Annotated in this window: 18 protein-coding genes; all 18 read right to left on the reverse strand. The window is 42.8% G+C overall.

Going from position 1 to position 24,177, the window contains the following annotated elements; translation table 11 throughout:
- Positions 1-296: 296 nt before the first annotated feature.
- On the reverse strand, positions 297-2,018 hold the full coding sequence (locus MKZ09_RS21530) for a helix-turn-helix domain-containing protein (RefSeq protein ID WP_076201677.1): 1,722 nt from the start codon (positions 2,016-2,018) through the stop codon (positions 297-299).
- Between the two features lie 108 nt (positions 2,019-2,126).
- Positions 2,127-2,903 carry an IucA/IucC family C-terminal-domain containing protein gene (locus MKZ09_RS21535; protein ID WP_076201675.1) on the reverse strand — a complete coding sequence of 259 codons (777 nt, stop codon included), beginning with the start codon at positions 2,901-2,903 and terminating at the stop codon, positions 2,127-2,129.
- A gap of 1 nt (position 2,904) precedes the next feature.
- Positions 2,905-3,954: an ABC transporter substrate-binding protein gene (locus MKZ09_RS21540; protein WP_076201673.1), complete on the reverse strand. Its 1,050-nt coding sequence runs from the start codon at positions 3,952-3,954 to the stop codon at positions 2,905-2,907.
- A gap of 403 nt (positions 3,955-4,357) precedes the next feature.
- Positions 4,358-6,934 (reverse strand): glycosyl hydrolase, encoded by a 2,577-nt coding sequence (locus MKZ09_RS21545; RefSeq protein ID WP_076201671.1) that lies wholly within the window; start codon positions 6,932-6,934, stop codon positions 4,358-4,360.
- 543 nt (positions 6,935-7,477) lie between these two features.
- Positions 7,478-11,320, reverse strand: coding sequence for an AAA domain-containing protein (locus tag MKZ09_RS21550; RefSeq protein ID WP_076134457.1), 3,843 nt, complete (start codon positions 11,318-11,320; stop codon positions 7,478-7,480).
- A 243-nt stretch (positions 11,321-11,563) separates the two neighbouring features.
- A complete protein-coding gene (locus MKZ09_RS21555; protein ID WP_076201669.1) occupies positions 11,564-12,712 on the reverse strand; it encodes a DUF3626 domain-containing protein in 1,149 nt (382 codons plus the stop codon).
- A 251-nt stretch (positions 12,713-12,963) separates the two neighbouring features.
- Positions 12,964-13,608: a Type 1 glutamine amidotransferase-like domain-containing protein gene (locus tag MKZ09_RS21560; protein ID WP_076201667.1), complete on the reverse strand. Its 645-nt coding sequence runs from the start codon at positions 13,606-13,608 to the stop codon at positions 12,964-12,966.
- Positions 13,609-13,871: 263 nt separating this feature from the next.
- Complete coding sequence (locus MKZ09_RS21565; protein ID WP_076201665.1) at positions 13,872-14,636, reverse strand: VOC family protein; 765 nt, start codon at positions 14,634-14,636, stop codon at positions 13,872-13,874.
- Positions 14,637-14,638: 2 nt separating this feature from the next.
- The gene (gene proC, locus MKZ09_RS21570) at positions 14,639-15,445 is read right to left on the reverse strand and encodes a pyrroline-5-carboxylate reductase (protein ID WP_076201663.1); all 807 of its coding nucleotides are present in this window, start codon (positions 15,443-15,445) and stop codon (positions 14,639-14,641) included.
- Positions 15,446-15,462: 17 nt separating this feature from the next.
- Entirely contained in the window at positions 15,463-16,290 is an 828-nt protein-coding gene (locus MKZ09_RS21575; RefSeq protein ID WP_076141012.1) for a MetQ/NlpA family ABC transporter substrate-binding protein, read from the reverse strand.
- Positions 16,291-16,301: 11 nt separating this feature from the next.
- On the reverse strand, positions 16,302-17,321 hold the full coding sequence (locus tag MKZ09_RS21580) for a uroporphyrinogen decarboxylase family protein (protein ID WP_036688667.1): 1,020 nt from the start codon (positions 17,319-17,321) through the stop codon (positions 16,302-16,304).
- A 30-nt stretch (positions 17,322-17,351) separates the two neighbouring features.
- Positions 17,352-18,011, reverse strand: a complete 660-nt coding sequence (locus MKZ09_RS21585; protein ID WP_036688669.1) for a methionine ABC transporter permease — start codon at positions 18,009-18,011, stop codon at positions 17,352-17,354.
- Positions 17,986-19,029 carry a methionine ABC transporter ATP-binding protein gene (locus MKZ09_RS21590; RefSeq protein WP_076201661.1) on the reverse strand — a complete coding sequence of 348 codons (1,044 nt, stop codon included), beginning with the start codon at positions 19,027-19,029 and terminating at the stop codon, positions 17,986-17,988. Before MKZ09_RS21590 ends, MKZ09_RS21585 begins: the two co-directional genes overlap by 26 nt.
- Positions 19,030-19,056: 27 nt before the next feature.
- Positions 19,057-20,217: an amidohydrolase gene (locus MKZ09_RS21595; RefSeq protein WP_036688672.1), complete on the reverse strand. Its 1,161-nt coding sequence runs from the start codon at positions 20,215-20,217 to the stop codon at positions 19,057-19,059.
- Between the two features lie 21 nt (positions 20,218-20,238).
- Positions 20,239-20,910: a GntR family transcriptional regulator gene (locus MKZ09_RS21600; protein ID WP_076201659.1), complete on the reverse strand. Its 672-nt coding sequence runs from the start codon at positions 20,908-20,910 to the stop codon at positions 20,239-20,241.
- Between the two features lie 261 nt (positions 20,911-21,171).
- On the reverse strand, positions 21,172-22,524 hold the full coding sequence (locus MKZ09_RS21605) for a sodium-dependent transporter (RefSeq protein WP_036688675.1): 1,353 nt from the start codon (positions 22,522-22,524) through the stop codon (positions 21,172-21,174).
- Between the two features lie 249 nt (positions 22,525-22,773).
- Positions 22,774-23,421, reverse strand: a complete 648-nt coding sequence (locus tag MKZ09_RS21610; RefSeq protein ID WP_076201656.1) for a FusB/FusC family EF-G-binding protein — start codon at positions 23,419-23,421, stop codon at positions 22,774-22,776.
- Positions 23,422-23,670: 249 nt separating this feature from the next.
- The gene (locus tag MKZ09_RS21615) at positions 23,671-24,159 is read right to left on the reverse strand and encodes a PTS sugar transporter subunit IIA (protein ID WP_076201654.1); all 489 of its coding nucleotides are present in this window, start codon (positions 24,157-24,159) and stop codon (positions 23,671-23,673) included.
- Between the last annotated feature and the right edge of the window lie 18 nt (positions 24,160-24,177).

A 24,177-nucleotide genomic window follows, 5' to 3' on the forward strand; every position in this document is an offset into this window, starting at 1 on the left:
ATTTACTTACTACTTACTACTTACTACTTACTACTTACTACTTACTACTTACTACTTACTACTTACTACTTACTACTTACTACTTACAATACACCATCTTTACAATAATTGTCAATGGTTTGGAATAACATAAAGGAGGCCCTGCCCTTAGCACCTGCATGAGCCAACAGATAGTTCTAAGCGCTATCCCAACAAAAAATAATCCGCAGCACAAACAAGCTCCTGTGATAATCACAGGAGCTGTTCACGTTTAGGCTAAAAACAGCCTGAAATTAGGGGATGCTCTTAAATACCGCTCAGGCCAGCAAGGTACGGGCTACCTGATCCACAATGTAATTGATACCTGTCGGTCCGTAGCAGCCGATCCATGTAGCGGCATCTACCGGGTATATATACGGCCGCTCATCGGAATCCAACATCCCTCGGACGCTTTGCTCTGTCGCAGATACCCCCTCCTGCATCATCTCGTTACTAAGTAAAAAATAATGGCTGGCATGCACAGCTGGCAGTCTATCAACTGTAATATGATAAGCCGTGTCGGAAGTGTCTGCGACAAATAGAGGAGCAGGCAGACCAAGATCACGGTACAGCACGGCGCCTGTGCGATGGGAGGCAGTATGTACCCGTACCAGCGACTCACGCGGACGGATCAAGGCCACGCTCTGACCCGCCAGCGCCGTTGCAAGCTGCTCAGACAGCAATGCTGTTCGGCGCAGGTAATCCGCAATCATACGCTCCACCTCTGTCCGCTTATCCGTCAATTCACCGAACAGGCTCAAAATCGTCTGCCAGCTCTCATTCCGTTGAAACATTAGGGTTGGCGCAATCCGGCTTAACCGTTCATAATGCTGGGCATGCACCTCAGTACAGACAATCAAATCCGGCCGCAGCCGTTCGACAGCTTGCAGGTCCGGGTACTCATAAGTTCCGAGCATTTCCGTTGTCTTAAGCCTTTCCCTGATATATTGGGGGAATTTCAACACTGCACTGCCCGTTCCTACACTCCCTGCCGGAGATATCCCAAGCGCAAGCAAATGGTCTGCATATTGAACGTCGAGTACGGCGATACGCCTCGGAGAAGCGGTGACGCAATATTCGCCTCGCATATGACAAATTACCGGGCCTTGCAGCGACTCGTACGATGAGGCCAGACGATCCTGCAACCCAGAATATGCTGAGAGAGCACCGATCCCTGAAGCGGCAGTGCGCCTGTAGATCTGCGGGGGAACTCCATGATATTTCTTAAATGCCCTGCTAAAGTAATACATGTCGCGATAGCCCGTTTTTTCTGCAATTTCGCCGATGGGAGCATCCGTATGACGCAACATCCGCTCAGCACTCTCCATCCGCAGCTGGATTACATATTCCATCGGTCCTAGTAACTTCTCCTGTTTGAATCGCCGCTGTAACTGTCTTGTACTGCATCCGGCAAGCGCTGCCAGCTCCTTAAGCTCCAGCTCCTGACGATAATGCCCCGCTATATAGGCAGCGACAACATCCACCATATCCGCCTCTGTGCCTTTCTGACCACATTCATACTCCATAATAAGCTCGTAAAGCATTCCTTGCAGTAGCGCATTCGCATGGAAACGCTCCAGCCCTTCGCCCCGGCTCCATTTGGCTTCGATTTGTTCCGCAGTCTGATGCAGTTCAGCCAGGAGCACAGGACGGTGAACAAATGAAGTTCGTAATGGGTGATTGCGCTGCGGAAACAGAACATGGGCAGCCCCCAACATTGGAAAAGCCTTGTACATAATAACGGTATAATGAATGGATTCTGATCCAGCAGTCAAAGTAAATGCTGATCCCTTGACTGCGTGACAAACGAAATAGGCCTGGATATGGCAAATTTCGCCATTCATCACAAGCCTACCTTCCCCGCCGCCTGCCAGCAGCAACACATTGGCTGTTAATCCGGTTTCGCTCATAACGCCGCCGGGTGGCAAAGTACCGCTGCGCACATCAAGCATCTTGATCGTTGTCTCACTCCATAAACTTTCCTGTTCTTTGAGCGGCATTTCTCTCATCTCCTGACAAAAGCATCCTCTGTTTAACGGGCGCACTTGAATAGGATTACATGCTTTAGAGAAAGCGCGTCCGCAACATAAGTGAGTGCGTTGCTGTTGTCATTTTAATTGAGATTCATTCTCATTGTCAATTTTCGGACATTTTCCGCAATATTCCGCCGACATCCTGTAATAAAAACAGCAGGTGATACGCTTGTTTTTTGCAACCGGAGCCAAGTCATTGTTCTCTGTGAACCGGGTAAACGGATTGCGTCTTGCGCCGAACAACTGTCCGGGAGCTATCCGGGTCAGGAAGGCAAAATCGGCTTGCATTCGTTGCCTTTCTTGCCCAAATTCATCTGTTCCAGGAGAATACAACGGGGCAATGCGTACCATAATATTCTCCCAAAGTACTGCCATGGAGACGGGACCAATTGCAGCAAGTGTGTGCAGCATCGGCGCAAGACGTACCGCGAAAATTTCCTCTACGATCTCTTCTCGCCACGCTTCCCTGTCTTCGGGTGCCGCCGTCGCTCGAAGCCCGTTCAGCGCAAGGAAAGGAAAACGCGTATCCCCTTTAAAAGCTGGGGAAGCCGGATGATAGAGGAAGCAGTTCTCCAGCGGGATGGAGACTTCCCGGTTATGAAGGGTCATAGCGGTCAGCATCGGCGCGATCCACAGATAACCGATCCGCTTGGCCAGCATGGAAGCGGCAACCTGCATATCAGGCGCACCGATATAACCCTTAAGCCAGCTTACATACTCGCGGCATGCAGCTTCTTCGTGCAACTGGCTAAGAGCAATTGTCCGAACGTTGCCTTCAGGCGGTTCACCTACCCACAGACGATATTCCTCCGCCATTTGCTTCCAAGAGGCAGACGACAGATAGTTGTCCATTTTAATGTGATCCCAACAACGCTTCCGCCGTTTGATCTACAATAATGTTGAGGGCAATTGGGCCATAATAAGCGATCCAGAGCGTTGAATTCACATTGTATACGCGGTTATTTTTAACGGCATCATGAGATTTCCAGACCGGACTGTTCGCCATTGCCTCTGCCTCTTTGGCAAACAATTCATCCGATAACAGGAAATAGTGATCTGCTCCGATATCAGCGATGGTCTCCATCGAAATTTCAACGGAGGTATCATCTTTGATCTCCTGAACGAATGCAGGGATATTCAATCCCAAATCCTCATAAAGAATGCTTCCGTTCCGATGTTCGGGACCGTGTACGCGAATACCTTCCGGTCTTGGGCGAATCAGAGCTACCGTTTCGTCACCCAGCTTCGCCGACAGCTGTTCCCGCAGTCCGACGATTTTGTCCTCGTAGGCTTGACGCACTACCTTCGCCTCCGCCTGCTTACCCGTTATCATACCGATGGTAGCCGATGTATCCCGCCAATCTTCATAGAAGTCGAGTACTATTGTGGGCGCTATTTTACTGACGCTGTCATACACCTGCTCCTGAAAGTCGGTCATCAATATAAGATCCGGATTCATCGCTACAATAGCTTCAAGATTGGGCTCATCGCGTGTGCCCAGGACCTTCACATCACCCAATTGTTCACTTAAATATTCTGGAAACTTTGCATCTTTCGCTCCAGCCACAACGCTGCCTGCCGGATGCTCGCCTATCGCTAACAATTGATCGACGAATTTCACATCAAGCGCGGCGATGACCTTCGGCTTCTCAGTCAGCGTATATTCACCCTTCATATGCGAGATGGTAACCGGGAAGGCTGCAGTCTGAGCCTGTGTCTCAGATGTAGGTGACGGCTCGGCTGTAGCAGATGGCAGTGCGGCAGTGCCCGCATTTGCTCCACCTCCAGTACCGCAAGCCGTTAGCACAAGTACCAGTGCCATCATCCATATCATTAATAGTCCTGCTTTTTGGGCAGCATCTACCTTTCTACCGGTTGCTTGCCTCTTCTTTGTTCTTTTCAAGCTGACTCCCCCTTATGTATGATAATGATTTTCATTGTCAGATCAATAAAGCGAGTATAATCTATCTTCATACTCTATTTCCATGTACTTTTGCGACATTGCAGCCGGATTAATGCGACATTGCACACCATAGGAACGACTCAGGAGAACCGCAACTGACTACAAAAATTCCACACAAGCACCCAATTCCCTAATTTCAACATAATTTCTTTGCTCCTGTTCTGAAAATAGCCAACAAAGTCGATGGTAATCTCGCTCAATTCTAGCTTTTCCTTCTCCAGAAACTGATCATCGAGCAATCTGGCTACTTCAGAAATGGTTCTCCCATTGCAGTCCCTGCTTCTTCCCAAAATGAAAAAAGGTATCTTTGTATTACACAAAGATACCTTTTTTCATTAAAAGCTTACGGCTCAATCCCCCACACAAGCTGACCATTCATATACCCGGTGACCTGTTCATTGTTGATGAACTGACTGCTGGATGCCTTGAACGAATAATCATTAGCCTGGTTGTAATTGGACCAGTCGGTTTTGGAGAAACGGGTTTGAATTTCTGCGCTCTGACCTGGATTAAGTGTTCCAGCCGAACTCGTGAAACCAATTTCCAAAACATAATCTGCACTGGCAACAGGAGTCGCCAGCTTAACGAAATTGCCGGTTACATTCGCATTTCCGATGCTGGCCCAGTCGATCCAGAAACTCTGATCTTTCTCGCCATCAATCGTATAGTAATACCGGACCTTCACATCACTTAGTTGAATCGCTGAATCACCGGTATTGACTACTTTGATTTTGGGTGAAATCCCGTTGGTGGAGGCACTTGTGTTGCCATTAAAAGCTTGGACCGTCAAATCTCCAGTGGGTACTGGAACACTGCTATCCGTTACGTTCACTGTAAGAACAGCATTATTTCCCCCATTAAAATGAAAGGTTAGGGTATTCTGTCCCAGCGGCAGCGTGGAAAGATAGGATTTTTTCAGAACAACAGCAGCGCTTGATGCCGTATAATCCTGACTCGCTAAAAGTGTGGAATTTCCATTTGTGATACTTGCAAGCTGGTGTCCATTTAAGTTAAGGGCTACGGAAATATCCTGGGCTAGATTCGCCGCTTTATCAAATGCAGCACTCACGGGTGCAATGGATGCGCTTGGCGTGGAATCGATAATTTTCACTTTTAATACGGGATCTTGTCCTTTATTAAAATCAAAGATGATCGAATGCTCGCCAACCGGCAGTGTCGCCAGAAATGCTTTTTTGAGCAGCAGCGTATTTCCACTCAAGGTATATTCCTGAGTCTCTATTAATGTATTTGCGCCTGCCCGGAGAGCGGTTAGCGTATTGCCGTTTGAATTCACGGTGATGGCTTTGTCACTCTGATTGGAGGCATTTTTATCAAATTCGATGTTTGCAGGTGTGATAGACGCACTTGGAATTGGATTGTTAACCTTCAAATCAGGCAGCTCATCGAGCGTGATTACATAATTGCTTTGGTACAGCGTTGTTAAGGTGGCCGGATAATTAAAGGCGGAACTCATGAGATGCTCACCATACCACGGTAAGAAATAGAGCCAGCTTGATTTTTCCTCTGTCAGATTCTGAACGCTTGGAACGGTGTCGTTCTCCGTCATGGCTACCATTTTCTTACCGCCCGTTAAATCAACAAGCTGATAGAAAATCGAGGTAATCGCGTCCTCATTGGGAACACCAGACAAACCGTCATAGCGGTTATAGATCGTGTTGTATTTATCATAGCCTACAATATCCACCTGATCATCGCCGGGATACCATGCGGGAGAAGTGCTGTAGACGTAGCTGTTGTAGGTCCAGATCAAATTGTGCAGACCGTACGTTTCTGTAAGTTCGGTATAGAGCAGGTCCCACAACTGCTTGTACACCTCCGAGCCTGCCGAAGCCCACCAGAACCATGCACCTTCTCCATTCAATCCGCCGTTGCCCTCCGCCTCATGGAAGGGTCTGAAGATAACCGGCACATTGTTATTTTGCAGAATCTGCAGTTGCTCCGCCAAATCCCCAATGGCCAGTTGTACATATTGGTATTCTTTCGTACCTGGAACTACCGCATTGGCTGTATTAAAATTGGTTTCTGTCGGCTTGTAGGTGGCTTTCTTCCAATCTACAAATTCCCCGAGCTGATAGGCGGTGAAATCTCGGGGCACAGTGATATGCCAGCTGTTTGTCGCGATCCCGCCCCGGTTATTCACCCAATCGATCATCCGGGCGGTCGTACCATCCTCCCAGCCGTAAAGCGGATTGTAATTCATCAGATCAAATCCGCGGATCGCCGGATACTTTCCTGTTAAATTGTGAATCCAATCAAACTCCAGCTCAGAATTGCCGTCATTTCCGCCTCCGTAAATCTCCTGCTGGCCGGAAATCATATGATTGCCGTAAACGTCCGTTAAATAATTCATCAGAAGCTGAGTTTCCGGAGTGGCTTGAGTATCGCTAAGGACAGGTTGCACATCCAGGGGATCAAGATCGGCATAATCCACAGTGAAGGTATCAAAATAAGCGAAACCCCAGCCAGCCTTCAGTTGAATAGTGTTGCTGCCTTGATTCAGCTTGTGATAGCCAAAATCGAAATTCGACCATGTGGTCGTATAGGGCAGCATATACGAACCCTTCGTAACGCCGTTAACGGCTAAAGATTGAAGCCTGCCGTCAGCACTGAGCTCCTGCATATAACGTGTGGAGATCGTATACATGCCGGTTTCTGGGACAGTCACTGTGAAGGAAATTGTACCGGAATTCTGCATCCAGACAAATCCGCTTCCAGAGTATCCGGGTTTGGGCTGTCCGTAAATTTGGGTCGTCACTTGAAGATCGGAGGTGAGCTGAGCGTTTTCGCTTTCAATTGTGAAAAGTGCGTTGTCTGCATGAACGGCCGGCGCTGTCATCAATCCAAGTAGCAGAGTAAATGCCAGCATCATTATGATTGCCTTCTTGAGCAAATTTTTCATTTCCACCTTTCCTCCCTATGTTATATATGGTAAATAAAAGTTCAATATACCATCTCTTGGATGCGCTTTCATAGATAAGATAGCATATATTCCATATTTTGTAAATCTATCAAATCGAGAAAATTTCCACATGCAAAAAAACTCCCACCAATATTTATTAGGAGGATTTTGCCGCCTTCCAAGTAGAATGTTGAGCATTTTTTGATGACACATTATCGAAAATGAGAACTGTAAAATTTTGAAGGAGTCCCATGAAGAAATATGAGTATGTAGTTTAAGAAATTAATCAGCCATCCGGCAAAGTGTTAAGACAGTTTCATTTTCATAAGCATGTTGCCGAAATCATCCGCAAAAACGCCCAAGCCGAAGTCCAAAATGGACATACCTCTTCCATTCCACACAAGACAGGCCGGAAACTTAACACAATAAAATAAGCCGGAGCGCATGACCACTTATACTCCGGCTTGTTTTTATTTCAAGTTATTTTGAATGAATTCCCGGTCCGCTTTTTTCAAATACTTCAGTGAAATTCAGAATACATTCTTATTTCAATTTAATATGAATATATCTTTCTTTTAAATACTGAATCATACTATCTTCAACGATCAAACAACTTACTTCATCACGTTTGCTAACTTTCCCAATCTTGGATAACCAGTTATGAGAACCTATAAACAAATACTTATCATCAACTAACAAAATTTTAGAATGAATAGGAGGAATATATTGAAGTGCTTCCCCCATTACCTCTTTCAGCTTTGAAATTGATAGTTCAATATCTGATTTTCTTCCAAATGCATAATCCTTCATAACAATACTATTAATATCATGGATATCGATCCCTTTCCCCCCTCTATATCCAAAACCAATTCGGATCTCCACGCTTTTAGCTATCGCCGCCTCAACAATGTCAATAAACTCTTCATTAACCACGTACGGCATGATCCAAGGGGAGAAGATTACTATTGACTTCGTGGCATAACGCATTGCTTCTATTAATACCTGATAGTGCTCTTCTGGTGTTATAATTAGATGTTGCGGTATATGCTCACGAATATATGCTGAAAATACATCATTTTCATTCTCCATCTTATCAGTTGGAGTAGTAAACAACGCAAAAGAAATAGCTTTCATATCTGGACTTACAGTATGAAATTGTTCGTCATAGGGGCTAATGCCTACGCCCTTTTCCATAATAATCCTAAGAACATGATGCAAATAATTATGTTCGAGATTGGAAATAATATCAAGGTTCCCAACCAACACAAACTGTTCTTTGGCACGGGATAAAGCTACATTTAGCATATTAGACCGACCACCAATAAATGCAGTAAGTCCTTGTTTTTTAGAAATATTACTATCGATGACTGAGCTGAAAATTATATACTTCTTTTCCTGCCCTTGAAAGGTATGTACAGTACCGATATCTACTCCAGCAATAGCTGCTTGCAACTTTTCCTTTTGTTTACTGAATGGAGTTATAATTCCGATTTGTTCTTTAGCATCTTCGCCGTACTCCTTCACATAAGCATCTACTAAATTCTTACACACCTGCACCTCTGAAAGGTTAAAGTGGGCTCTGCGATCCTTTAAACCTCGCACGTCTATTGCTACCAAATTTCGTTTAAACAATTTGTCATGGTTGTCTTTATTAATGATAGAAAGTATGTTTCCATAAACATATTGATTCGAAAATAACATTATACTTTCCTCGCATCGGCGATGCTCGGTTAAGATCATTCCTTTTCTTTTTCCTTGGTAATCGTATTCGTATATATTAGAATTAAGATCAACGTAACTTTGTGCACTATTGCGCTGCACACAGAGCGTATCATGATATGTCTCCGGTATAGGCTGAAATTGCTCAATCACATTGCTTTTTAAGAGCCTTATAGGCTCCAATTGCTCAATGTCCCCCACTATTATAGCTCTTCTGGATCGAAACAAAGGACTGCTCAAATAATGCGGCATAATCTGCCCTGCTTCATCAACAAGTAAGGTGTCAATTAGTTGCGGCAACAAATGAAAGGTTCTCTCCCCGAGGGAATGTAAGGTAGAAGTGGCGACTGGAAAACAAAGAAACATTGTGTCCCAGAGACTCTGAATCCCTTTTGCATATTGAATGTCTCTTTTGTTTCCTTCATTGAAAAAAGGATTGAACCAGCTGCCTTCACATATCAAATTCAAGTTATGTATTATTTCTTCTGCATGTTGTAAAATGTACTGTTCTGTCACTCTCAAGGAGAGTAAATACAGCTCGTGACGGTTTTTTAGAATAATAGGATTGCACGAAAAGTCAAATCTGCTGTTTAATGAGATTTCTTCAAACTCCCACTTATCACAGAGTTCCTGTTCCTTTAACATCTGTAATTCCAACAATTCAATCACCTTATAAAGAAATTGCAATTTCCGGTTCAAAGCCAGTTGTTCTTTTTTTTGATCAGCAAGTTGTTCCTGAATCTCTAATACAATCGATTTCTGAACATTAAGATCGTTTATGCAGGATGGTAATCGCTTATCTAGTAATTCTTGTTCCTCGGCTTCTTTATTCTTGATCAAACGATTTTCAATATAAGTTTCAGAGGGATATACCTTAAAAAATTTTTTTCTTTTTGGAATAAGCCAACCAAACCAACTACTCTTCTTCCACCTTAGATATTTCTCTAAAATGCTGTAGCCTTCCTTGATCTCTTCGGGTATGACTCGCAATCGCAACTTGGTTTCTTCCACTTTCTTTTCCAAATTTCTGATTTTCTGTTCGGAGTCTGTATGTCTATCCTTCAAAGCATTCATTAAAATTTCGAGTTCAACAACCCTTTTTTCGGACTCCTCCCTTTCGCTTATAAATCTCGATCTATCTTCAGCGGTGCTTATAGATGTTATTTTATTGTCAGTATAGAAACGAACTGTCTCCTCTCTTACTTCAATGAATCGCTCTATATCACCATAGATATTTTCAAGTTTGTTATATGTATCATTAAATTGAGTTCTCACTTCAGGCAGGGGATATTGGTTGTACTCAGTTTCCAGCCCTTTAAGAAACATTGGAACAAATTTCTTCATGAATGACTCTTTATTAGTGGCATTTCCTAATCTTGCGCAAAAGAAGCCGTTAATTTGCTCATTTTCTTCTTCGTTTGTTACAAATCGAGAAAAGTATGCCACTTCTTTAAGCAGCTCTAACCCAATATTATCCACGGCTTTATTGTTGGTGCTAGTTAGAACCATCGAGTAAGTTCGTCCACTACCAGTGATCGGATAACGATATAGTTCGCTACTTCTTTCCTTAAACCGCTCCCATGGCTGCTCCCATACCTCAATCAGGCCCCTTGCTTTTTTCACCATATTATCGGCAAAAATTTCTTTGAGCAGTGTACTTTTCCCTGTACCTGGGGGACCGTTTACCGATAGAAGAGTGTAGTTTTGAGCTGCATCAAGCGTATGCCATTGCTTCTCATTGATCGGATAAGAACCAGTATAACTTCCATAATGAAATAACTTGCCATCTTCTGAGTTGTTATACTCTACAGTGGACTGTCCCCCTATTAAATAAGTCGACAACAACTCCGGAAACTTTACTTTCTCTGAAACTAATTCAATAATACGTTGAATCTCCTTTTGAAAAATCGGTCTTGTCATCTCCTCCAATGTTTCGAATGTAATAAACGCCTGATTGAGTTTCTGCCAGCCTTCATAAGATTTAAAGTGTTCAAGGGTTTTCCCGTATCTTGACGATAACTCTCTATTCAGAATATTTATGATTTCAAACATATTCGTTTGTTGTGCATAGTCATTTGCACTTAGCAATTCCTGTAAATTATTTTTTTCAAGCTCAGCAATCTCAGATGTTGCACAATTTGTGAGCTTAGCGATAATGATCTCTAAGCTTTCCCGATTGATAAAAAAACTATCTACCTTAAGGTTTTGATCCTCAAATCTGCACATAAAAGTAATCAAGGGCTTTATCGTTGTCTCTTGTTTCGTTTTTTTCTTTAAAAGTGGATAGCAAATTGTTGTGGTATCTACTAGTAAACTTTTTATAAATTCTTCAGTATTTGCTCTATTATCCGTATATACGAAGGATATCCAGGATAAAAAATCGGCTACCTCCATTTCTCCTGAGACAACAAGTTTAATACTTGATCTAAGCTCATCGTCGTTGTACTTTCCTTTCTTAAGCTGATCTTTTATATCCTTGTAATCCGTAAGCTTTTTGAATATAGTGAAAACTTTCTTATCGAAAGAATGTTCTTTTAAAGTACTGGTATTACTCAAATGATCATCACTAAAGAGTTCACCTTCCACCTTAGAAAGCGAATTTTCCATTAACGCTGTCTTTTTCTCATATTCAATAAAATACCTAAGTACGGTTCTAGCATCCAACAAGGAACTAACCTCCATAAAAACCATATTTCTATAAGATAGTCTTATTATAGAACATTTAAGGATGTTGTATAAAGTTAGTTACCGATAAAAAGGCTTCTGCCGTTTTTTCAGCAGAAGCTCTAATAATAATTGATTCACACGAACATCTCATCAATGACAGGTCGAATATCCCATACGGAGGGAAATTCGGTTTTTTTGTTTCTTTTACCTAAATCCCCCTCACTTCAAGCGTACCAACTCTTCTTACAACTTAAAGTTTCGGAGCGGCTTTCCGTACCGTACCAAAACATGCCATAAGAGTTTTAATTCTTGAAGTACATCTTTTTCGGTTCCTCGGTCCCGCCATGCTGAAGGATCATGCTTTAAGTGCATAGCAGCAGATCCAATCATGCTCGCATCGATATAACCGTGATGAGCAATACGCTTAGCCAAGGAGGGCATCGTAGGCCCTCTAAAATCTGAAGGTACTTCGTCTACCCACATCGCGAATCCCTTGTGCCAATAGAGTTGGATGGCATACTGTAAACATATTTGCTCCAGGACTCGCCCTGTTGGAGTACCCTTGAATGAAGGATCGGCAACTAAAATTTCCACATCTTCCTTTAGACGGATGTTTCCATGAACTTGCGCTTCAATATAATGGTTAAGATTACGTTTAGCTTCACACTTTGAAGGGTCTGAAAACGGCATTGTGAGGTTGACCTGAAGATGGTCGACTAATTTTTGTGATTGAAGATCTTTTTCCCCTAGAGCGGAATCTCTTAAGAAAATCTCCTCTAATAATGCCGCCATCATATCATCAAATTCTGCATATGTGCCTTTCGGTACAGGGTTTTGATGCGAATCCATATAGGTGTATGTACTGCGATAAGAAACCTCAGGGGACAGGAGGAAATAGCAGGAGCCAAAGCGCGGAGCTGGCCCATCCGAATGAAGCATCAAATCAAGAGCGCCATATTTAGGGCGTTCGCTATTCGAAGCACTCTCTTGTTGGTACGCCCCTCCAAATAGTCTTTCCTCCCACAAATCACGTGGACCGCCAGGATAGGCTGATACACTACCACTGGATAACAAGGTCTCAAATTGGCTCTTGTACACGCCTTGCTCCAATAGCGCCTCTGCAACACTTTTCTTTACCGGATCTAGTCGATCTGGATGGAAATGAAGAGCAATCTTCGCATGTGACATTATTTTGACCATAGCATCTTCAAACTCTTCCCGATCCACATTAGACATTTGAAGAATTTCATGGATGGTCTGAACTGCTTCACTTTTTCTAGTTCGCGCGTAATCCGTAACATATTCTAAAGCCGATAATTGTGACTCCGATAGTTCCTCAGTGAACTGAGACTCTCTTATTTTATTGGCATTTGCATAGCCTTTCCACTCCATTGCTTATTCACTCCTTTCTAGACCCCGTATATAAGAAAAGAGACTTGATTTCTCCTCTCAGTGTATCAAACGCTTCTTCACTTAAAACTTCATATCCTTACCATCGCGGAATCCGATAACTTTACGTGGATCTGGAATGATATTAATTCAAAATAGTAATCAACTCGATTTGCTCGTAAGGTGCTGTCAAATAGGGACTCAAAACAAATACCATTCAGTTAACCGTCAGTGTCACAACCACTCAACCATAATTAGAGCGTCTCAGCCAATTTCTGAATCTTTGAGTGGGAAATTAAATATACATTGCCTATAATGTCGATTTTGCTGTCCTTCACACGAACAGCACCATCTTTGTCTGCCGCCACATAAATATCCATTTTATTCGATAAAGGGAAACGCTCCCCAATCATCGCGGTGTTATCATGATCAAAATGAGCTTCAAAAGAAAAGTGATTAAGAGCCATACCTTCACAAACAGTGCATTCATCCACATATTCATCAGACATGTTCATCCCACCAGCACTTGTTCCCATTACAACAGCATTGCTTTTTTTAATCAAATCCGATAATTCATATTCCGTCAAAAGGTGCTTTTGGTTCCGAGCGGTTCCACCACATAAAAAAACGACAGAGGCGTTTTGAATTAATCGCTGGGCATCTTCCTTCTGCGTGCGGTCATCAATGAAATGATATTCATCAAAATAAATGTTAGCCTGATTAAACCATGTCCTTTCAAAAACACTATCAATATTAACTTGTTCATCACTAAAATCAGACGATTCAGCGCTAATCATAACGAGCGATTTTCTGTCTGTTATATCCTCATGCAACACATTGACTAACTTCTCAGAAAAACCCTTATCATAAAACCAATCTAAGTAATAGTGAGTTTTCATCCGTAATTACCTCCATATGTAATATTTAAATTTATCCATTATGTTTATCAAAATCCATAGTGCCAAGCAAGAGAAATTATCTTCATTCCTTTTATACCATGGATATCGTACCATATAATGGAATTCAATAAGTCTTACAAATTGATTAAAACAAAAAAATCCCAGCCTCACTAGTTCCTTCGATGAACAGCAAAAAGACTTACTCGAGGTATCACTCCCTTCAAGTAAGTCTTTATTTCTAAAGTTATAACGTTACTAGTCCCTTAAACGAAAACATACTCCCCATCACCAATCCGAATCGTCTTCCCTTTCAGCTCTAACGAATCCGTTTCAAAAACCACCTGCTTGAATTGGTTCTCGTCTCCTTGTACGAAAACAAATGATCTATCGCCAATCTTAAGGCTGAAGGTATCATCCTCTGGCTTCGTAACAGGCAGTCCGAATATCGTTTCCCAATGGTTGGCTGCAGCTTCAGGATCGGAGACATGAAATACAGCACGGACGATTTCGACTTCTCCCGCAGGATGAGGTTTAATGACTCCAGATGATGTTAATCTTTCCACTCGCTCTGTATCCGTTCCGCTCCATTGAATGATGAACGGATAGACCAGTCCCCCAAAGTCACCAGCAATGGTCATCATCCGCCACTCTATTAATCTGCCCTCGTTATCTAGACGCTTACCATCGATAATTGGAGATAATGATAAGCCTGCTGCTTTCAGGGAAGCCGCTACTTCTTCAATATCATCCGTCCGGATAACTACTCTACTTAGAACTTCATGTTCTGGTAAAAGTTCAACTGCATCTTTCACCACTAGATTATGTTCAGTTGCCTTTGCCAGCTCAAGATTCTCAATGCCCAGAAACTCGAGATAGGTTAGCCCAAAGTAACTTAAGGCATTATAGGTTCCCCAATCTTTATGAGATCCTCCTTTAAAAGCAAGCAATCCATGAGCTCCAAAGATCTCAACCGGTTTGGCCAAATCATTGACATAGTGAACTAAATGATCCCATTTCATCGTTGCCATGCTTACTTCACTCCCAGCTCAGTAGTACGTTTTACGGCTGCCAGAACACTTCTTTGCAGGCCCGCTGCGAAATCACTGTTGTTTAATTCGTACAAGCCATGCATGCCGACACCGCCAGGTGAATTATTAATATCCAGCAGCTGTCGTGGATGCAGCCCTGTTTGTTGCAGCATTGCTACCGATCCCATCAGATTCTCCAGTGCAACCTTCCAGGCTTGCTCACGCGGCAGTCCGGCGAGTACACCTGCATCCACGAGAGATTCAATGAAATAATAGATATAGTTAGGACCCGCCACACCAAATCCAGTGAAAACATCCATTAACGCCTCATCCAGATATTGTACTTTTCCAAAGCCGAGTAAGAAATGCTCCACTTGATCACGAGTAGCATATGCATTTAACGCTACACCACTATAGCCATATCCTGTATCGGTTAAAGTATTGGGGATAACCCGGATAATGGACCGTTCAGCTCCAAAATACCCAGCTAATTGATCATTCGTCACACCTGCTACAATCGATACGATTGCGGCAGAAGCTGTAGCGAATTGTTGTACGTTTTGACCAAGGGTAGTTAAATCATCCTGTGGGCGAACTGCCACTACAATCACATCTGCTGTAGACAGCTTATGCTCTTGCGAATTCTCCGTATCTACACCGTATTTGGTATTCAAAAACTGCAGACGCGCTTCATTAATATCCGATACACTAATTTGATTTACAGACAAGGTGTTATTCGCTATACATGCGCGGATGATCGCTTCGGCCATCTGTCCGCCACCAATAAAATGAATCTTTTCTTTGGTCACACCATTCACTTCCTTAATTAATTGTTGTCCCAAGCTTCAGGTAGAATGAAACCATCATATTTTTCTAATCCAAGAATATATTCTTCAAACTCTTTGGATTCATAAGCAGCTTTCAAATCTTTAGCCCACTGAGAATTTTCATCCTTTTTATTAACCGATACGATAATTCTGTGTTCCATAGGTGTGTTTTCTATTTTCAAAGCATCCGTAATCTTTCTGTCCGAATTGGCAATATAATTACCATTTACAACGCCATAATCAACATCTTGAAGAGAGACAAGGATTTGAGCGGGGTCCAATATTTTAATATCAATATTATATTTATCCGGTTCCATACTATTAATATTAAAATCCGCTACGCCCGCCCCTTCTTTAATTTTGACCCAGCCCAATTCTTCCAGAATACGCAGTGCACGCTCTTGGTTTACCGGATCGTTCGGAACAGCTACGGTTGTACCGTCTTTAACATCGTCTAGCGTGGTATGATTTACAGAATAAAGACCTTGTGGAGCACCTGGAACATAAGCAATTCCGACCATATCTGCATTGATTTCTTCGTTAATGGCCTCCATATAAGCTGTACTTTGGAATATGCTTGCGTCAATGGAGCCTTCCTTCATTGCTGGATTGACCTGCATGTTTTGCGAGAAGGTTTTAATGTCAACGGAATACCCTTGTTTCTCTAGAATCGGTAGGATCGATTGGCGGAATTGTTCCTCATAGGTTCCAACACCAAATCCAACGGTAAGCTTTTTCTTATCTCCAGAATCCCCCGCCTCTTTATTGCCACAAGCCGTCAACACTGCAAGAACACCTATCATCATCACTAACATTAACTTTTTCATACTTACTTCCCCTATTCCAATATAGATTTTTTAAATTGTGCCAACGCCTCATCCGTCACATTGAGTGGGATTGCGCAATTTGGAGATAGAATAAACGGCTGGTCTTTCATTAACTTTAATGCATCTTCAGCCTGCTGCTTGATTTGGGCAATATCGTTTACCGCAAACAACCCATGATCGACTCCACCCACTTTAGTAGCTTTGAGATTTGCCTCTAACCCTGGATTCCCCTCGGCTATCGTATCCCAACTGATCCCGTCAATCCGATAATCGTTGAACTTCTCAGGCTGAGCGTAAGCTCCACAAGTATGAAGAATGTTTTTTCCATAGCTTGCTGCTTCTAAAACAATAGAATCATAAGGTCTGGACAGTTCGTCAAACATAGCTTCATCAAATAATCCTGGGTGAGCTGTGCCCGTCACTGCGTAGAACAAACCGTCAGAGCCCGCTTGCTGTAACTCTTGTACATAATCGGCTAAGGTTAAGGAAATCGCATGTAGCGCATGATGTGCTGCCGCTCGATGTTCTTTAAACAAGGATTCCAAAGTTACCGGGTGCTCGATACCAAACACCGTTTTAGTAACGTAAGCAGAACGCCCTACAATAAATAGCAACACTGTTAATGGTGAAAATACCGTTTGGATTAACGGGGTGTCTGGTAACCCTTGACGAATTTTTCTAACCGCATCTAAATGCTCTGCCAAAGGGGCTGACTGGACTGCCTTTTTGACATCGATGTCCCACAGACTAGCCGCTGTTGGAATTGCCGTCGTTTGCTGTCTCGGAAATACGGTCTGATAATCCGTAAAATCGTATTGATTCCCCCAAGCTTCCGCCAGATAAGTCGCTCTTGGATTAATCTTGACCCAATCCCAATCATATTTTTTCGTAAAAGAAATCGTAGTTTCTGCTAAATCATCTGCAGTTTGTTCTTTGTCGATAAAATGGCGCCAACCACTTCCGATTGGACGATCCGCCCGTTCTCCTGATAATAATGCGTTAAAACGATCTTGCTTACTCCATTCACTCATCTGTCGAGTCCCTCCCAGAATATGTAGTAACTAGTAACGGCGAATTTTTCTTGCTAGCGTGTTGCCTAAAGATTGAATCCCTTGCACTAAAATAATGAGGATAATCACGGTGGCTACTACGACAACAGTGTCAAAGCGTTGGTATCCATATACGATCGCCAAGTCTCCCACGCCGCCTCCCCCTACCGTTCCAGCCATTGCAGTTGCACCTATCAGACCAATCGTCGCTGTTGTAAGAGACAGGATTAAGGATCCAACCGCCTCTGGCAATAAAAAGTACCAAATGACTTGAAAAGGAGTGGCTCCCATCGCCTCAGCGGCTTCAAGAATTCCCGGATTCACTTCAAGCAGTGAGTTCTCTACCAACCGCCCTATATAAGGTGCGATATAGATAATCAAGGGTACGATCGCTGCGCTTGTCCCAATTGAAGTATGAACAATCAATCGTGTGAAAGGCACAATCGCAACCAGTAAAATAATAAAAGGCAATGAGCGAATGATGTTGATAATCGGATTTAGTACGGCGTAAAGCGCTTTGTTCTCCAAAACCCCACCCGGACGAGTGATGACAAGCAATATCCCAAATGGGATCCCAATCAGGGAGCCAACAAACAAGGAGAACCCTACCATTTGAATGGTTTCTATAATCGCCTGCAGAAATTGATCACCTGTTACTGTGGTCGAAAACATTAGATTCTACCTCCTCTACACCGACTCCATTTCTTGTTAAGAAAGATAATGCATTGTTAATCTCTGCTGCCTCACCATCGAATTGAATGATCACTGTTCCCAGTGTTGTTTCTTGAATCTCCGTCGTATTCGCAAATAAAATATTGACCTTTATATCGCAGGAGCGAATCATTTCAAATAAGATAGGCTCAGAGGCACTTGCTCCCACAAAATTAAGCTTGTACAGCTGACTTCCGGGTTCTGTTTTGATAGATTTCCGCACGCTAGAGGTCATGCTATTTTGAATAACCGTCTTCACGAAATTTTGCGTGGTCAGATGTTTTGGACTTCCGAATACATCTAGAACACTTCCTTGCTCAATAATCCGGCCTTCTTCCATGACCGCTACCTTGTTACAAATCTCTTGAATCACGGACATTTCATGTGTAATGATCATCACGGTAATGTTGTATTCAGCATTGATTTTTTTTAATAGCTGTAAGATAGAATGTGTGGTCTGTGGATCTAAGGCAGAGGTCGCTTCGTCACATAAAAGGATAGACGGATTCGAGGCAAGCGCTCTGGCAATCCCGACACGTTGCTTCTGACCACCTGATAACTCACTCGGGTAACTCCCCGCTTTGTCACTTAATCCAACAAACTCTAGCAGCTCCATTACCCGCTGGCGGATTTCATTTTTATTCTTTTTTAGGAGAACTAGAGGGATCGCCACATTATCAAATACTTTTTTAGATTCTAATAGATTAAAATGTTGAAATATCATTCCGATATTTTTCTTAGCGGTACGCAACTCTTTATCGTTGTATGTTCCCAAATCACGTCCATCGACCATAACTTGTCCTTTGGTGGGTCTTTCCAAATAATTGACTAAACGAATTAATGTACTTTTCCCAGCACCGCTATAGCCGATAACCCCGAATATATCGCCTTTTTCGACCTTTAAATCGATTCCTTTAAGAGCATCAATAGTGATCCCTTTCCGAGTGAACGATTTGTAAACATTCTTTAATTCAATCATTTCCATTCCCCTCAATCATATATAGGATTAAGCTTCCTCTTGCAGCTTCACCAGCGCTTGTTCTGCCAATAAAGCGAAATACTTAGCAGCTGGTAATATCGCAGCTTCATCAACATCGAAACGAGGGTGATGTAAGGGATAGGCTGGACCTGATCCTATATTCACAAAAGCACCCGGTATCTGTTGTAAATAAAAAGAGAAATCTTCTCCACCCATCTGTGGAGGAATATCATGTACTTCATAGCCGAAATCTGAGGCGATCTTTTTGGTAAAGTCCGCCCATTCCCCATGATTTATCGTTGCGGGTGGACCTGGATACCAATGTAACTGTGCCTCTGCCCCAGCTCCCGCCGCAATTCCTTCGATAAGACGAGTCATTTGTATTGGAATATTACGGCGAATCTCTTCATTATAAGTTCTTACTGTACCTTCTAATTCGACTTTTTCCGGCAATACATTCCATGTGAAGCCTCCATTAATTCGGGTAACACTTAGCACAACTGGTTCCGTGGTGCTGTTTTGACGACTTACGATGGTTTGTAGTGCGGTAATGATTTGAGCCGCAGTTACAATCGTATCCACACCTTTTTCAGGATAAGCAGCATGAGCGCCGACACCTTTTATTGTAATTTCAAACCGGTCAACACCGGCTGTTAAAGCTCCTGTTCTTGTTCCAAAAGCTCCCGTAGGTAAGTCAGGTGAATTATGGAGACCAAATATAGCCGCCACATCCTGGAGTCCTCCCGAGGCTAAGACACTTTCCGCCCCATGCCCTGTTTCTTCCGCGGGTTGAAACAATACTCTAACCTTTCCAGGTAATTCACTTTCACGAGCCTTTAATAATAATGCAGCACCTAAAATAGTAGCCGTGTGAAAATCGTGACCACAGGCATGCATTTTTCCTGGGATCTCTGAGGCAAAGGACAATTCAGTTTGTTCCTCTATGGGAAGTGCATCAATATCACAACGAATGGCCACTATGGGTCCGTGACCCTGCCCAATCTCTGCGATGAGTCCGGTTTGTAGAGGCAAGTCAAGGATGTGAATATTGGCTTGGGTCAGCCATTCCCGTAATTTTGTTGTGGTTTTAAACTCTTCATACGCTAATTCAGGCTCACGATGCAGGTTTCTGCGAACCTCTATTAATTGATTAGCTAAAGCTTGCTCAACCTCATTTAGTGGTTTCATAGGTGACGTACTCCCCTTTCGTTATGCTTCCAGCTTTTCTTCAATCCCTTTGATGCGATCAAGCGCAGTCGATAGACTGCTTAAAATATGATCTTGCATGGCTTTTTCAGCACCATCTTCATTTTTAGCAGCGATCATTTGTAAAATAAGATCATGTTCTTCATCCGCTTGTGTGTTCCAATCCCCATGCATAGAGACGAATCGACAATAACGAAGCGAATGATCTCTTAATTGATTCAGAACCTTCTCGAAGGTTTTTAGTTCGCTGATTTCTGATAAATAATCATGGAACTCAAATCCATATGTAACAAAATTCTGATTATCACCAAGCTGGAACGAGTGTTTCATTTTTGTAATCATCGTCGTTAAATTCACAATATCTTTCTCTGTGGCATGCTTAGCTGCATTTCTTGCAATATAGCCTTCAAGCATGCTGCGAATAAGAAATATTTCTTCAACCTCTTTAAGGGTTACTGAAGCTACCCGCAGTCTTCCATTTGGCTGTCGAACCAGAAAATCCTCGTTCTCCAATCTCTGTATCGCCTCTCTTAGAGGTGTGCGGCTGACTCCGAGCAAGGCCGCCAAATTTTCTTCATTTACAGGTTGATTCGGTTCAAACTCGCTATCAATAATTTTTTGTTTTAATTCATAGTAGGTATTATCCTTGGATAACCTTCGTGATCGTATCGCCATTTCTATACTGCTCCTCATCGTTAATCTGTGGGGTCCGAACCCCAATAATATATTTGTATAATTGTATACAATTATTAGTTAAGAATGGATTAGTTAGTTACATTCCCTTCCATACCGTTCAAGCTTTTTTATACTATATTCCAATTATTCCACCTAGTCAAGTAGGAATTAAAATTCAATTTAATCCCCTCTTTTCAACACAAAAAAACCCTACAACCAACAAGGGTCGTAGAGCTATTTTTGGATAAATAAATTTCAGAATTAGAAGGAAATAATCCCCGAGGTATGGAGCAGCACTAGGAACACTAGGATCGGCGCCACATAACGGAGCATAAACAGCCAAACACGGAACCAGCGCGCCTGTAGTCCAGCGGCTTCCGCTGCACCTTTCCAGAAATAACCGGCGAAGATGGTAATCAGCAGACCTCCAAGCGGCAGCATAATGTTAGAGGTGATAAAATCCAGCCCGTCAAATAGAGATTTGCCACCAATCGTTAGCTCCGGGAACATTCCCAGTGACATCGCTAAAGGAATACTAAGAAGGAAACAGATCAGCGTCAAAATCCAAACCGAACGTTTCCGGCTCCAATTCCAGCGCTCCATTGTGAAGGATACAGGCACTTCAAGCAGCGATACAGCTGAGGTTAGAGCAGCAATCGCCAGCAAGATAAAGAACAAACCGCCGAAGAGCGCACCAAAAGGCATAGCCGAGAAAGCGGCTGGCAAAGCGATAAAAATCAGCGAAGGCCCCTGATCAGGAGCAATACCAAATGAGAACGTCGTCGGAAAAATAATCAAGCCTGCGATAAAAGCATATAACAAATCTCCCGCACCGATTGCGATGGCAGCGGTACCTAGCGATTGTTTTTTATCAACATAAGATCCGTATGTCAGGAGAATCCCCATCCCGAGCGATAATGAAAAGAAGGCATGTCCCAATGCAACTAGCGCAGATTCCGCTGTCAACACTGAAAAGTCAGGTTTTAGGAAAAAGGAAACCCCTGCGGATGCACCCGGTAAGGTTACCGCGCGAATCATTAACACTACAAGGAGTACGACCATACCAGGAATTAATACTTTGTTAAATTTCTCAATCCCGCCTGATACACCAAGGATGACTACACCCGCCGTAATCAGAATGGCTATCCCCTGCCAAACGATCGGCATATATCCGGAGACAAACGAATTGAATTCGCCTGCATAATCAGTAGTGCTGAATAGTTGTCCATTAAAAGCAATCATCGAATAGTTCAGCGTCCAGCCAGCAACAATAATATAAAAGGAGAGAATTAGAAACGGCGCAAGTACCTGCAACATTCCAGCTGCAAACCAACTCTTCCCGCCTCCAGCCCGCATAAAAGAGGTCGCCGCGCTACCACGCCCGCTGCGTCCGATAGCCAGTTCTGCCAACAGCACCGGTAACCCTATCAGCACCAAACAGACGATGAAAAGAAGGAAAAAAGCTGCCCCCCCATTTTCCCCTGTAATATAAGGAAACTTCCACATATTTCCTAGTCCAACCGAGCTGCCGATGGCGGCAAAAATAAAGCCCGCGGAAGAGAAGCGTTCCTCCTTCTCCGAGAGAAGATTTTTGTTACCCTTAATTTGATTCATTATAACGCCCCGTTTTCTTTTTTAGACCTCATTATAGCTTAAGTAACAAAGCACGTCATATGGAAATTTTCTGACTATTCTTATAACTACTCAAATTTTCTGTTTGTAAACGCTTATATTATTCATTCAGCTCTTGAATCTCATGATATCCACTAATGTCGTGCCTCATTGTTTCAATGAAACGAATTATCTATATCCTGACGATATTTTTAACAAAAAGGCTCCCACTAAGGGAGCCTTTTCTAAACATTATTTACGGACAGAGAGAATGAACCTCTCAAGCTTAGCTGTATCGGTTATGCTCCGATTACATTCCTGATTATCCAGACATACGTATTGACCCACAGCAGAAATATTATCCGGCGAAACGTTCACATTCTTGGTCTTAACATAAAAGAATGCAAGCTCTTGATGCCGATTGCAGAACATGCAGTACCCTTTTTTGTGCGTTGGTGTGATTCTACCCTCAATACCTATGAACTGTCCTTCGTACGGATAGATAATGAATAATTTATTACTGGCAATATCTATCCAACTCAAATACGTTATGTTGCGATAGTCGATGAGTTGTAGATCAGGTACTTTCAGTTTCTTATTCTTAGGGAATAGCTTCTGAATCTGCTTCAGCGTAATCGTCGGATATGACTCTAGGTATGGTTCTAATTCACTAAGATATCTCTGGAAATCTTCTGCAGTTTCGAAGGTCGATATTTGTTCCAGTATCTGCTTGTGATTCTCCGTAAGAAAAGGAAATGCCTCAATAATGTTCGTAGCAGCACTATATCTTACAGTCTCCAAGACTCTGCGATCCGCAACGGTTCGCAGGGTATGCAGAACAAATTTCGTTTGTTTCTTAATTAAGTTATATTGATGGTTTCTAATAAATGGTGTACACATCGCTTTTCAGCCCCTTATTTATATTAAAAGTTCATAAGGTGCAAAGCCCATTTATAGAAACGATAAAATTAAGTTGGGCGATATATCCATCCATCGCACCTCACGCAAAGTATCGCCCTATATTAGGCTTTGCGTGAGGAACTTCTAGCTAATGGGCATTTCAACATTAGCACTGTACCACCTCCGAGCATATTTCATGCCAAAAGTATAGCACCGTATTTTAGAAGGCGCAATTCATCTCGGGTTGTCTCAATAAACAACCTTAATCGCTGCATTCGGCTCATCAGATACAATCCGTACTCGGACCTCTTTCACGATGTCTTGGCCGTTTGGTACAATAACTGGCGTTAACAGGGAGTAACCGGCTGTCCGTATTAATGTCATGTCAAACTCCAGCAGCAATTGTCCTTGTTCAACAAGGTCTCCGGTTTTTACGTGAGCAGTGAACCCTTCACCTTTTAGAGATACCGTATTCATTCCGACATGAATTAGAATCTGAATTCCGGATTCATGCTCAAGAATAAGCGCATGCTTACTCTTTTCCATGATATGCGCGATCGTTCCAGAGAACGGTGCTGTTACTTTCCCTTCGATAGGATCAACTGCGAATCCGTCCCCCATCGCTCTGCTGGAAAAGGCTTCGTCTTCCACCTCATCTAGCGAATGGAGTATGCCTTGAATTGGAGAATTAATCTCCAGTATAAGTTCTGCTCCTGCCTTCTTTTTAAATCCAAACATAGTATATCCTCCGCATAT

Source organism: Paenibacillus sp. FSL R5-0908, from assembly GCF_038006245.1.
Taxonomy (GTDB): Bacteria; Bacillota; Bacilli; order Paenibacillales; family Paenibacillaceae; genus Paenibacillus_AQ; species Paenibacillus_AQ odorifer.